This window comes from Amycolatopsis sp. cmx-11-32 (genome assembly GCF_047608695.1).
Taxonomy (GTDB): Bacteria; Actinomycetota; Actinomycetes; order Mycobacteriales; family Pseudonocardiaceae; genus Amycolatopsis.
In genome coordinates, this window is record NZ_JADNQN010000031.1 from 1 (window position 1) to 11882 (window position 11882).

General features: G+C 64.7%; 12 protein-coding genes and 5 pseudogenes. 10 read left to right on the plus strand and 7 right to left on the minus strand.

Annotated elements, in window-relative coordinates:
- Positions 1-304: 304 nt before the first annotated feature.
- A pseudogene (locus tag ACM6LR_RS38895) lies at positions 305-424 on the minus strand (IS5/IS1182 family transposase); the annotation flags it as partial.
- Between the two features lie 17 nt (positions 425-441).
- On the opposite strand from ACM6LR_RS38895, the pseudogene ACM6LR_RS38900 reads away from it, so the two are divergent.
- A pseudogene (locus tag ACM6LR_RS38900) lies at positions 442-1500 on the plus strand (IS701 family transposase); the annotation flags it as partial.
- Between the two features lie 213 nt (positions 1501-1713).
- On the opposite strand, the gene ACM6LR_RS38905 reads toward ACM6LR_RS38900, so the two are convergent.
- Positions 1714-2043, minus strand: coding sequence for an IS3 family transposase (locus ACM6LR_RS38905; RefSeq protein ID WP_414945611.1), 330 nt, complete (start codon positions 2041-2043; stop codon positions 1714-1716).
- Between the two features lie 568 nt (positions 2044-2611).
- Here ACM6LR_RS38905 and ACM6LR_RS38910 point away from each other — a divergent pair.
- Together ACM6LR_RS38910 and ACM6LR_RS38915 are read left to right on the plus strand one after the other, a co-directional pair.
- Positions 2612-3388 (plus strand): S8 family serine peptidase, encoded by a 777-nt coding sequence (locus ACM6LR_RS38910; RefSeq protein WP_414945612.1) that lies wholly within the window; start codon positions 2612-2614, stop codon positions 3386-3388.
- Positions 3357-3815 (plus strand): hypothetical protein, encoded by a 459-nt coding sequence (locus ACM6LR_RS38915; RefSeq protein ID WP_414945613.1) that lies wholly within the window; start codon positions 3357-3359, stop codon positions 3813-3815. Before ACM6LR_RS38910 ends, ACM6LR_RS38915 begins: the two co-directional genes overlap by 32 nt.
- A 418-nt stretch (positions 3816-4233) precedes the next feature.
- On the opposite strand, the gene ACM6LR_RS38920 is transcribed toward ACM6LR_RS38915, so the two are convergent.
- Positions 4234-4725 (minus strand): WD40 repeat domain-containing protein, encoded by a 492-nt coding sequence (locus ACM6LR_RS38920; protein ID WP_414945614.1) that lies wholly within the window; start codon positions 4723-4725, stop codon positions 4234-4236.
- Positions 4726-4808: 83 nt separating this feature from the next.
- Positions 4809-5417, minus strand: a complete 609-nt coding sequence (locus ACM6LR_RS38925) for a Tn3 family transposase (protein ID WP_414945615.1) — start codon at positions 5415-5417, stop codon at positions 4809-4811.
- A gap of 92 nt (positions 5418-5509) precedes the next feature.
- Between ACM6LR_RS38925 and ACM6LR_RS38930 the strand changes: the two genes are divergently transcribed.
- On the plus strand, positions 5510-5926 hold the full coding sequence (locus ACM6LR_RS38930) for a hypothetical protein (protein WP_414945616.1): 417 nt from the start codon (positions 5510-5512) through the stop codon (positions 5924-5926).
- Between the two features lie 217 nt (positions 5927-6143).
- Here the strand turns inward: ACM6LR_RS38930 and ACM6LR_RS38935 are convergent.
- Positions 6144-6248, minus strand: a pseudogene (locus tag ACM6LR_RS38935) (IS5/IS1182 family transposase); the annotation flags it as partial.
- Between the two features lie 61 nt (positions 6249-6309).
- On the opposite strand from ACM6LR_RS38935, the gene ACM6LR_RS38940 reads away from it, so the two are divergent.
- Positions 6310-6597 (plus strand): hypothetical protein, encoded by a 288-nt coding sequence (locus ACM6LR_RS38940; RefSeq protein WP_414945617.1) that lies wholly within the window; start codon positions 6310-6312, stop codon positions 6595-6597.
- Positions 6594-7259, plus strand: a complete 666-nt coding sequence (locus tag ACM6LR_RS38945; protein WP_414945618.1) for an ABC transporter ATP-binding protein — start codon at positions 6594-6596, stop codon at positions 7257-7259. The genes ACM6LR_RS38940 and ACM6LR_RS38945 overlap by 4 nt, the downstream gene beginning before the upstream one ends.
- A gap of 1200 nt (positions 7260-8459) precedes the next feature.
- Here ACM6LR_RS38945 and ACM6LR_RS38950 read toward each other — a convergent pair.
- Both ACM6LR_RS38950 and ACM6LR_RS38955 read right to left on the minus strand, forming a co-directional pair.
- On the minus strand, positions 8460-9086 hold the full coding sequence (locus tag ACM6LR_RS38950) for a disulfide bond formation protein DsbA (RefSeq protein ID WP_414942874.1): 627 nt from the start codon (positions 9084-9086) through the stop codon (positions 8460-8462).
- Complete coding sequence (locus tag ACM6LR_RS38955; RefSeq protein WP_414942873.1) at positions 9083-9655, minus strand: TetR/AcrR family transcriptional regulator; 573 nt, start codon at positions 9653-9655, stop codon at positions 9083-9085. Before ACM6LR_RS38955 ends, ACM6LR_RS38950 begins: the two co-directional genes overlap by 4 nt.
- Before the next feature lie 92 nt (positions 9656-9747).
- Here ACM6LR_RS38955 and ACM6LR_RS38960 point away from each other — a divergent pair.
- The 4 genes and pseudogenes from ACM6LR_RS38960 to ACM6LR_RS38975 all read left to right on the plus strand — a co-directional run.
- Positions 9748-10194 (plus strand): annotated as a pseudogene (locus ACM6LR_RS38960) (ATP-binding cassette domain-containing protein); the annotation flags it as partial.
- A 49-nt stretch (positions 10195-10243) separates the two neighbouring features.
- Positions 10244-10753 (plus strand): DUF4162 domain-containing protein, encoded by a 510-nt coding sequence (locus ACM6LR_RS38965; RefSeq protein ID WP_414945619.1) that lies wholly within the window; start codon positions 10244-10246, stop codon positions 10751-10753.
- A gap of 22 nt (positions 10754-10775) precedes the next feature.
- On the plus strand, positions 10776-11510 hold the full coding sequence (locus ACM6LR_RS38970) for an ABC transporter permease (RefSeq protein WP_414945620.1): 735 nt from the start codon (positions 10776-10778) through the stop codon (positions 11508-11510).
- Positions 11511-11538: 28 nt separating this feature from the next.
- Positions 11539-11749: pseudogene (locus ACM6LR_RS38975) on the plus strand (helix-turn-helix domain-containing protein); the annotation flags it as partial.
- Positions 11750-11882: the final 133 nt, after the last annotated feature.

Sequence of the window (11882 nt, forward strand, 5' to 3'; positions counted from 1 at the left end):
GACCGCTGCGTTGATCTGAGTCCTAACCAGGCGGGGAAGTATTTGGCCGCGGTTGGGGAGATCGGCCTGGCCGCCAGCGGGGAGAACATCTGGCCGCCTACGGGGAGAAAAAACTGACCATTGACACCCATGCGCGTGTCTCCCGAAGGACCGGGCGACCCTCACCCCGAGTCCACCGAACCGGGAACGGTCCATGTCAGCTGGTATGGACACGTGCACAAGGATCTCCGATCCCACCCGCGGTCAGGAACCCCCACTCACACGGGGTTTCTCACATCAGTCTGATCAAGAGGGGGCCGGGGTGGTCGTAGGCCTTGTCGGCATGCAGCTTGGCGGGCTTGCGTCGTCGCGGGCCGCGTCGTGACTTGATCGCCGGGATCGCCATGACCAGGGGTGCGAGCGCGTAGACGTCGTGGGTGTTGGCTGTCGCACCATAGATAAGTCCGCGACGACCTGCGCGACTACGTCACCGAACACCTCGGCGACACCGGCGCCGTGCTGGTCGTCGACGAAACCGGCGACCTCAAGAAAGGCGTCCACACCGTCGGAGTGCAACGCCAATACACCGGCACCGCCGGGCGCATCGAGAACGCCCAGGTCGCGGTCTACCTCACCTACGCCACCGACACCGGCCACGCATTCATCGACCGAGCCCTCTACCTCCCGAAATCCTGGACCACCGATACCGACCGCTGCGCAGGCGCCGGAATCCCCGACGACACCGCATTCGCGACGAACCCCGCGCTCGCGACCACCATGATCGGCCGTGCCCTCGACGCAGGGATCCAGGCCGGGTGGGTCGCCGGGGACGAGGTCTACGGCGCTGACCCCCACCTGCGCAAGAACCTCGAACAACGCGGCATCGGCTACGTCCTCGCCATCGGCTGCGACCGCCGCGTCAGCACTCCAGCCGGCGTGCTGCGCGCTGACGGTTTTGCCGCACGGTTGCCCAAGCACGTCTGGCAACGCCTCTCCGCCGGCACTGGAGCAAAAGGACATCGCTACTACGACTGGGCGTTCGCCGACATCGACACCGACGAGCCCGACGGGCACCGATGGCTGCTGATCCGCCGCCACCGCACCACCGGCGAACTGGCGTTCTATCGCTGCTACTCGCCCGAACCGGTGCCGTTGCGGATCCTGGTTCAGGTCGCGGGCCGCAGATGGACAGTCGAGGAGTCGTTCCAGACCGGCAAAGGCCTCACCGGGCTTGACCAGCACCAGGTCCGACGCTGGACCTCCTGGCACCGCTGGACGGTCCTGGCGATGCTCGCCCACGCCTTCCTCGCCGTCGTCGCGTCCACCGAACGAAACCCCGAACCGGCAACTGCCGGATGGATCTCATTGACCTGCAACGAAATCCACCACCTGTTCACCACGCTCATCAGCCGACCGATCCTCGATGTCACACACCGGATCCGCTGCTCGACATGGCGCAGACGCCACCAATACCGCGCCCAGCAAAGCCACTACCAACGACAATCAGCCCACAAACCATGACCCTCACGAACTACGACTGGAGTACTAGTGCCGAGGCGCGGTGAATCCGCGCTTCGGATAAGCGTCTCAGTTAGGGTGCCGGCGAGGCTGGCCCGTGGGCGTCGCCATCGAACGGGTCCGGCTCGCCCGGTCTTCCTTGCCCTCTCGCGGCGGCGCCTGCATGAGGAACTACCGGCACTGTGCCCTTCATGATTAATCAATCCTTGGAAGGCGCTACGCCTCATAGGGGGCGAACGGGAGTTGGATCCCGGTGGCATCTTCCCTGTGGCAACGGTAAAAACGCACCTCCCGCACCACAGCATGGCCGTGCGTCAGTGCCACGTGACCCGATGTCATCGCGCGCACCGGTATCGGCGCGCGCGATGAGAAGTCAGCGACAATCTCCACGAAGTCTTCGGTAATGTGGGCGCCCCGGGTGACGCCGAACAGGCCCAGTTCGCGCATGACTCGGTCGAGGGTGCTGAAGGCCACCTCGTGGCCCTGGCGGCGCAGCCAGCGAGTCATCTTGCGCCGCCCGTACCTCTTCGGGTCTGCCGTGCGCATCGCACAATGCGTTGGCCAGGCTCACGTCGTCGACATTGCGTGGGGTGGGTGGCCGCCGGCGGGCTTTGCGGTAGGTCCGTGGCGCGATCTGGATCCCGTGGCGGACAGCAAATGGCAGATCGACTCGACGCCGTAGTCGCCGACCATCCTGCATAGCGTGCCGCCGCAGCGAAGAAACCTGAAAGCCGGATGCCGCTGCTCGCTCCATCCCTAGATGGACGGTCGACTTTGCTGCAAGCCCAGGGTGTGCTATATAGTCAGAATGATAGGAATCGGTTAGAGCTGCTTGAAACCCGCGAACAAAACCGCCTGTTCCGATTATATTTAGCCACTCTCGCGAAAATCATATACGAGGCGCTATCGTTCTTCAGGGATTTGTCATGGTCGGGGTATTATGCGCGGTTGATCGCCTCTGCCAAACTGGTGCGACCGCATGCCATGGCCATATCGGTGTGCGAAGCGGCACAGCAAAACTGGGGAATTCATTATGGAGGTTTGCTTCCGCATGTTCACTTTTCGTCCGATGAGGCGCGCCAGAAGGCTCGCCGTCGCCGGAATACTCGCGGCCGTGCTCAGCCTGGCGGTGATCCCGGCGGCCGGTGCTGCGCCGTCGCTCCCGATCGACACCACCGGAGGTGCGCACTTCGCGGTGCTCGTGCCGAAAACCGCGCCACTTGACTTGGCCGAAATGGCGATCATCGCCAACGAGGGCTCCATTGTGAAACACTGGTCACAGATCGGTGTGATCATCGCCCGTTCCAAGCGGGTTGACTTCGCCACCAAGGTACGCAGTGAGCGTGGCGGCGCTGGGGCAGGCGCGACGAGGAACAAGGCCGAACTGGGGCCGCGCAGCCATGATTTCGTGTCTGTTTTGCCGCGGGTCGAGGAACACACCCCTCGCAGTCAGCGCGCACCGGCGACCACCGAACCACTGGCTGTCAACCAGTGGAACACGAAGCTCATCGGCGCGGATCGGGCCAACGAGATCAACCAGGGCAGCCGTGACGTGCTCGTCGGCATCCTGGACAGCGGCATCGATTCGTCGCACCCCGATCTGAAGGCCAATATCGACAAATCTGCATCGGTTAACTGTACCAACGCCGGAGTTCCCGACACCACGGAGTCCGCCTCGCAGGACGACGTCGGGCACGGCACGCACGTGGTCGGCATTGTGGCGGCGGCCAAGAACGGGGTGGGTGTCACAGGCGTCGCGCCGAACGTCCGCCTCGCCTCGGTCAAGGTCGGTGGCAGGGAAGGCTTCATCCACCCCGAGTCCGCGATCTGCGGATACGTCTGGGCCGCCGATCACCGGCGTGGACATCGCCAACACCTCACTGGCGATTGACCCGTGGTACCTGTGGTGTAAGTCGGATCCCGACCAGGCCGCGGTCTCCGAGGCGGTCTACCGGTCCGTTGCGTATGCCATGAGGAGTGCGGTCACGCCGGTCAGTTCGTTGGGTAACATCAATTGGGATCTCGTACACGATATCGTCGACTTGAGCAGCCCGACCAACGGCCCCGCCGTGACCCGGAACACCGACGCCTCCTGGGCCACAGTCGCACTCTCCGCAGCCACCGTGGCAGCACTCGCCACCACGCCCGCCGGCGACATACCGCTCGACGCCGCGCTCAGCACCATCCGCGCACTCGGCGCCCAAGCACTCACCGAGTACGTCACGCCTCGACGCGGGCACCAGGATTTCGACCTTTATCACCACGACAGGCGCCTTACTGCGGACGACATCGCCCGGCAAGTCGGCATGTCCACCTGATGCGGACGAGGCATGCTCCGGTATCGTCACGCCGCCACCGATGGCTCTCAGGGAAGTCGAGGATGACGCTCGAAGCTCGGAACAAGGTGCGGACGAGTGTCCAGCCCGGGCGCCAGAGTCGGGCTGCCTTGGGCGGCCGCGGCGTGTCCTGCGCTCACGCGCGGCAGGTTCCGGCGGTACAGCCATACCCTGGCCTGCTCACCCGCCCGGCTGAGCACCATCTCGTCGCCCGCTGGCCGGAGGCCGCCGTAGAGATGGACGACGAGCCCTTGGCCGCGCCCAGCTTCTCAACGCGGTAGTTGAGGACCACAGGCCTGAGTTCGGCCAAGGCCTTGGCGACGGCGGAGCGGTCTCGGGCGATCGCGGCGGGCTCCCGCCCCCCTTAGTAACGAATTCAGGCTGTGAAAGGCATTGCTGGTTAAGACATGGTCGTGATGATCTCGGCGCTCGCCGCTTGTCTTCGGGTGTCGACGTCGGGGAAGTAGCGGTTCCATGCGGTTTCGGTGATAGGTGTGCGTACGTGTTCGCAGGCGCGGGCGCCTGCCCGTTCGAAGTCCGTGTCGAGCAGCCGGGTGGTGTTGTCCCAGCTGGCGGTGGCGAGCGTGCGGCCGTCGGGGCTGAAGGCCACCGCTTCGACTGCGTCGGTGTGGCTGGTCAGGGTCACAAATTCGGTGGGGTGGTGGCGATCGGCAATGTTCCATAGCCGGACGGCGCGGTCGTCGCCGGCGGAGGCCAGGGTACGGTCGTCGGGGCCGAAGGCCACCGTGTAAATGCCGTCGGCGTGACCGGTCAGCATGGCCAGCTGCGTCGGGCGGCGGGGGTCGGCGATGTCCCAGAGCCGTATGGTCTGGTCGTCGCCGGCGGAGGCTACGGTCCGCCCATCCGGGCCGACGGCGATTGCCAACACCATTGGCTGTGCCGGTGAGGGTAGCCAGCGGTTCGGGGCTGCGCGGGTCGGCGACGTTCCACAATCGTACGCCGTTGTCATCGCCGTCAGCGATGAGTGTGCGCCCGGCGGCGCTGAACTTCGCGCTGTACAAGGCCTCCGTGTCGCTGTCCACAGCGCTCAGTGCTAGCGGCCGGGCCGACTCCGTGACGTTCCACAGCCGAACCTGATGGTCCATGCTCGACCGCGGTCAGCGGCAGGCGCTGGTGGTAGTCGATGATCGCCAGGTTCGCCGCGTGCAGCGTCTCCTCCCGCACGTACCACTCCGAGGTCCAGGCGAACACGTCGTAGGAGATCCCACAGGCGTCGGCCATCCTGGTCAGGCCGAGGTTGGTGGAGTGGGCCAGCAGCACCGCGATCAGGTTCCGCTTTAACTCCGGGGTGCGGGTCTGCTTGCCGCCGGCGTGGGTGAAGCAGTCCAGGTAGCCGGTGCGTTTGTCCAGCTCAATCAGCTGCGACACGATCGGCGCGAAGCGCATCTCGGTCAGCTCCGCCTTCAGCGCCCGCGCCTCGTCCGGGACATCTTCGGCGGTCAGCGGCGAGATCACCAGATCACCGGTGTCGTCCAGGCGCACCGGGCCGTCCCCGGCCGCCAGGACCTCTTCCAGTTCGCCGAGGGCCTCGTCCTCCGCGTGAAACCGGATTGAAGCCATCATCTCGTAAAGTCACCACAGTCGGAAACTCTCTCCGACATCTATTTAGCATGAACAAAGGCGATTGACAGATGCGAAAACTTATCGTGGGCCTCATGGCCTTCTTCTCTCTCTTCGCCATGGCGCCGTCCGCAGGTGCCGCCACGCAAGACGGGGTAGGTATCCAGTCGGCAGGCGGATGTCTCGCCGCACACGGCCCTGGCGATTGGAACAAGCATTGCATCGACGTGGTCGGTAAGGGCGTGGACGTTCAGTCCATTCAAGGACACCTTGTCTCTACCGTTGCTCCCTACTTCCCCAGGCAGATCTGTGTGGTGGAAGTGAAGGTCTGGGGTACGGAACTCGGCGGGTACCCCTTCGAGCGAACGGCCAAGAACAACGGCTGCGGCCTTGGCAGTCTCGGTGTCCAGTGGAACATGAAGATGAAGTTTCAACCCGGGTCGCTAATCTGCGCTCAAACCATCTATGAAGGCCGGGTGCCTGGACCCGCCTGCATTCAGATCCGTCCGTAGCACACACCGGGCGACTCGGTTTGGCTGCGACGACAAAGTACATGACGACCGCCAGTCAGGCTGAGAGGCTGTTGTTCGGCAAGGCATGGGTTGAGTTCGATGGGGGGCAGGCGGAACCGGTGGTTCGGCCTGCCCCTTTAATTTTGTCTCCGATCTTCGATCTCGTTCCCTCTCGCAAAAAGCTTTCGCGCGAGCAGTCACCAGCTAAGAGCGTGTTTCAGTAGGTGGTCTTTTTGAAGCAGGTGAGTGTGGCGGCGAGGGTGAAGAATGCGCAGAAGTGGTTGGCGTAGCGGTCGTATCGGGTGACCCGCTCGATCCCGAACTGATAACTGAGGGCCTACATCGAGGCCAACGTCGGTTACGTCGCAGAGCACCGTGACGACGTGAAGGTGCTGGTCGCGATCGCGGTCGGGTTCACCGACGAGAACGGTGAGTCCAAGCTCCGCAGCGACGCTTCGGTCTACGAGGCGAGTTTGGCGCCGCTGCGGGACATCCTGAGCCGGGGTCAAGCGGACGGCTACTTCGGCGAGTTCGACACGCGGACGACGGCGATGACCATCCGCGCGGCGATCGACGCGATCGGCCCGCAGCTCACTGCCGTGCCCGGCCTGGACTTGGCGGCCTATGCCCGCGATCTGGTGGCCCTGTTCGAGCGGGCGACGGCGCGATGACCGCGGCGTTGGAGCTGTCCGGCTTGGTCAAGGTGTTCGGTGTGCACCGGGCGGTGGACGGGGTGGACTTGACGGTGCCCGCCGGTTCGTTCTACGGCCTGGTCGGGCCGAACGGGGCGGGCAAGACGACCTCGCTGTTGATGGCGGTCGGCCTGCTGCGGCCCGATGAGGGCACCGCTCGGGTGTTCGGCCACGATGTATGGCGTGATCCGCTGGGTGCTAAGGAACTCGTCGGTGTGCTGCCCGACGGGCTGGCGCTGCCGGAGCGTCTCACCGGCCGGGAGTTCCTGACCTACCTGGGGCTGTTGCGCGGGCTCGGTGAGGAGATGGTGGTGCGGCGGGCGGACGAGCTGCTCGCGGTGTTCGAACTCGACTCGACCAGGGCGTCGGTTCTCGAATACTCCACCGGCATGCGCAAGAAGATCAGCTTGGCCGCCGCGTTGCTGCATGCGCCGAAGCTCCTGGTGCTCGACGAGCCGTTCGAGGTCGTCGACCCGGTGTCCGCCGCGACGATCCGCACGATCCTGGAGCGGTTCGTCGCCGGTGGGGGCTCGGTGATCCTGTCCAGCCACGTGATGGTCCTGGTGGAGCAACTCTGCTCGCACGTGGGCATCATTGCCCGGGGACGTGTCGCGGCCGCGGGCACGCTGGCCGAGGTATAAACCGATGGTGGATTCCGCGAGTGCGTTGTCGTAGGCGTCGCCGACGGTGCCGATTGACGCGTCGATATCCGCATCAATGAGACGTTGAGTGAACCGGAACGATGTGTACTCAGTCGGCAGATACCGCCAACTGGAGATAACTCCACGGAAGTCCCAAGCAGGCATCCGCGCCTGCCACAGTTCCCCGGATTGTCACCCAAATTAACGGACAACAAATACCGGGACAATTGACGTTAAATAGATCGCACTGCGGCATTCATTGATAAACCTCTAGGAATTGTTCCAGACCGATTTGGGTAAGAGAATGGTGTTGACCCTGACGCTGCTGCTTCATTAGCGTCAGGAACGCCGCTCAATCGGCTTGAACCCCAGAAGGAGTGCGAATATGCTGAGCATGCGCAAGAGTTCCTTGATGGCAGCGACGTTGGTCGCCATGGCAGCGTCATCCGCCATGATCCCGGTCGGCCCGGCTTCCGCTGCATCTTCGGGAGTGACAGCATGGGAATGCCAAGGACTCTATGGATGCCTGTACGAGGACGCCGGCGGGCAGACGTCCAGGTACGAACTCTACGACTGTGGCACCAAGGACCTCCCCGTCGAATGGCGATACCGTGTCTCGTCGATTCAGACGAGGTCCAGGTCGGTGCGCCTTTACAAGAGTGACGGCGTGATCGGGGACTACCCCGCCAATGTGCGACGCGATCTATACCGCGGCGACAACGACCTGGCAGTCAGGTACACGGTTTTCTGCTGATTCGCTCACCTGTCCGTCTCGCTGGCACTAAGCAGCGAAGGCTAGGACAGTGGTTACGTTCGTGGTTGTGAGTGGCAAGCAGAGTCAGGTCACTGCTTGCCGCTCACGATCGCCAAGTCAGGAATGACCCGTAGTGCACGACCCGCTTTCTGCTTCCGGGTACAAGACAGGAAGCAGAGACACTACCTGCGGTCAGCGAACAACTCCGCGGAGTCACAATGTCCGGAAGTTCTGGCTCGAAGTGCAGGGGTTCGTGCTTTAGGACCTGCCCAGGCCCGGCCGCCGAGTTACCGGTCACGGCCGTGGGCGACTCCGGCTGCCCCATGGGCTTGCGGGTCTTCTTCCCGAAGCGCTCGAGCCACTTCATGTGGCCAATCATGGCCTAGTTGTCGCGGGTCAGGAGGTTGTTGACGGCGCGGATGAGTTTCTCGCCGAGGGGGGTTCGGTCACGCCTTGATCTCGAGGAAGGCCGGGATGCTGGCCACGAGGACTGTTGCCTGCCACAGGCGGAGTGCGTCCGCCTGTGCTGGAACAGCATTGAGGACGGGACCGAAGAAGGCGCGCCCTGCGCCGTTGGGTGTGGTGATGGCCAGGACGGGTGTGCCGATCTCGGCGTCGATACGGCTGATGCCGTCGTGGTGGGAGGCGCGTAGTTCGGCATCGTAGTCGGTGGACGTGCCAGCCTCGGCGAGCCCGACGGGCAGGCCGGAGCGATGCAATGCGTCGCTGATGTCGCCGACCCGGTCCCGTTCAGCGCCATCGGGTTCAGTCCAGAGTGCGTCATAGAACAGGCCGAGTGCGTCATGGCCGCGCTCGGTGAGGACGGCTGCCGCGACACGGGCGGGAATCCATAGATAGCCGTGAGGGTCGCCCTCGGGGTCATCGTCGCGATGCTCGTTGAGTACCGACAGGCTCATCACCCGCCAACGGAGCTGGAGCGGGATCTCGTCGGCGATTCCAGTGACCCAGCGGGCGGTGTGGCGAGTGAGCGGGCAGGCGGGGTCAAGCCAGAAGTCCACTGTCCAGCCGGTCTCGGCGCCAGCGGCGGTCGTCGATACTGCGGATGAGGTCACGTCGGGTCGCCGCCCTCTGCGGTGATGCCCCGTTCCAGGGTGCGCGTCACGGTCGCGGCGACGTCGAACTTGGCCAGCGCGCCTTGGGTGACCTGCTCGAAGGCGGTGTAGGTCAGCCCCCACAGGACTTGCTGTATCCACTCGGCCGAGACCTGGTCGTCGAACACGCCCTCGGCCTGGCCGCGACGGATGAGGTCGATCACCGGGTCGTGCGGGTTGGGCAGGTCGGGATCCGCCGTAGGGATGACGTCCTGCACGAGGTGGGGGTCGCCGAACGCGAACGTGACGGCATCACTCGCCGAGTTCAGCGCGGCGACGACGCGGCGCATCGCCTCCCGCGGGTGACCGGTGTCAGGCTGCGCCTCGGCGATCGCAGTGCCGATGATCTCCAGGGCGTGCTCGACGGCCGCGCGCACCAGCCCATCACGCTCGGGAAAGTAGCGGTGCAGCGTCGTGCGCCCGACCTCTGCGGCTTCGGCGATCTGAGGCAGTATCGCCGAACGATCACTCGCCCACGTCCTCACCGCAGCCGCGACGATGGCTCGTTCGGTCCGGTTCCTCGCACTCACGCCCTTAAGGTAGCAGCAACACCCGCAACGGGTGTTCTTACTTCGTTTATCGAACTGTATAGTTCTATTCTGGATGTCTTAGAGTCTGCAACATGAGTGGTGAGGACATAATCCGGGCCGAGGGGCTGCGCAAGACCTTCAAGGCGGGCAAGGAGACGATCGAGGCGGTGCGCGATGTCAGCTTCGATGTCGCGGCCGGTGAACTGGTGGCGCTGGTCGGGCCGAACGGGGCGGGCAAGTCCACCACGTTGCGGATGCTGACCACGCTGCTGCCGCCCACGTCGGGCAGCGTGCGCATCGCGGGCCACGACGCGGCCCGCGAACCGGGCCGGGTGCGTGAGGTGATCGGCTATGTGAGCCAGAAGAACGCTTCCGGTGAGAACCACCGCATTCGCGACGAACTCATCACTTAGGGCCGCTGCTACGGCTTGAAGACCCGTGACGCGCGGCGCCGGGCCGATGAGGTGCTGGAGGTCCTGGGCATCGGGGACCTGGCCTCACGCACACCTGGCACGCTCTCGGGCGGTCAGCGCCGCCGTGTGGACGTCGCCCTGGGACTGATTCACCACCCCAGCGTGCTGTTCCTCGATGAGCCCTCCACCGGCCTCGATCCCCACAGCCGGGCCCGCCTGTGGGAGCAGATACGGCTCCTGCGGCGCGAGTTACGACATCACGATCCTGCTGACCACCCATTACCTCGACGAGGCCGACCACATGGCTGAGCGCATCGTGATCGTCGACCGCGGTGAGGTGATCGCCAACGGCACCGCGGACGCGCTCAAGGCCGACCTGGCCGGCGACTGGATACACTTCACCACCGCCGACATCGACACCGCCCGCACCGCGGTGACTCTCGTGGGCCAGACGGCAGGGGTCTTCGAGGTCGCCACGGACGGCCAGCGGGTGAGTGTGCGGATCGCCGATGCCGAAGCCGCCCTGCCCGCCTTCCTGCGACTGCTGGACCACGACTCGATCACGGTCACCCGCGCGAACGTGCAACGCCCATCTCTGGACGACGTCTTCCTGGGCCTCACCGGACGCCGGCTCGAAGAATCGGGCGACGCCACCGAGGAGCCGATCGGAGTCACTCATGCCTAAGCTCATCCGCGACACCACGACGGTGTTCGGTCGCGAGATCACACCAGAGATCCGTTCTCCGGTCAGCATCATCGCCCACATGGGACAGCCCCTTCTGTTCCTCGTCCTGTTCGGTTCGATGCTCGCCGGCACCGGATCTCCCCTGGGCGCGGCAACCGGCGGTGTCTGGCCGTGGTTCGTCCCCGGCATCCTCGTGATGATGTGCCTCATGGGACCGCTCTCGGCGGGCCACAGCATGCTCAGCGAACTCGGCGGCGGGCAGATGGAATGCTTCCTCGTAACCCCCATCAGCCGCACCGTGATCATCCTCGGGCGCACCGGGAAGGAGGTCGTCATCCTGTTCGCCCAGGCGACGCTCCTCATCGTCATCGCCATCCCCCTGGGCATGCGTCTGCACCTGCCCGGCGCCCTAGCCACCATGGTGCTGCTGATCGTCATGGCCATCGGTCTCAGCGGCCTGTCCTACGTCTTGGCGATCGCCTCCCGCCCGAGTGGCAACCTATTCTGGATCGTGACCCAGATGCTGGTCTTCCCGATCATGCTGCTCTCGGGCATCCTGCTTCCCGTCGACGCCGGACCTGGCTGGCTGAGCGCCATCGCCGCGATCAACCCCCTCACCTACATCGTCGACGCCGCCCGCGCCCTGTTCACCGGCGAATTCCTCAGCATCTCCGTTCTCTACGGCACTACCGCAGCCGTGGCCATCGCCGTCGCCGGTTTGGCACTGTCCACCCGCGCAATGAAGCGCGGCATCTGAGGAGCGGGCAACGGGACATCGCGACGCTCTGTTGTCAGTGGAGAGTCGGCGCCGCCGGTGCGCCGACGCGAGAATCGCCCGATCGCTCATGTCGCCGCCGAGATGGCATCTCACGGGCTTGCGCGAGCAAGTGGGTCAACCGCTGGCGTCGCTACGGCTACGCCGAATTGCAGGATCGATCATCCACGCCGCACTACAGTCCCATCGTCACGCCGGCGCAGGTCACCGAGCAGATCGAGGCATGGCCCTCTTGGTCAGACTGGTGTGAGACACCCCGTGTGAGTGGGGGTTCCTGACCGAGGGCGGGATTGGAGATCCTTATGCATGTGTCCACACCTTCTGACAAGCAGTCCCGGCGTTCCTTCGGCGAGC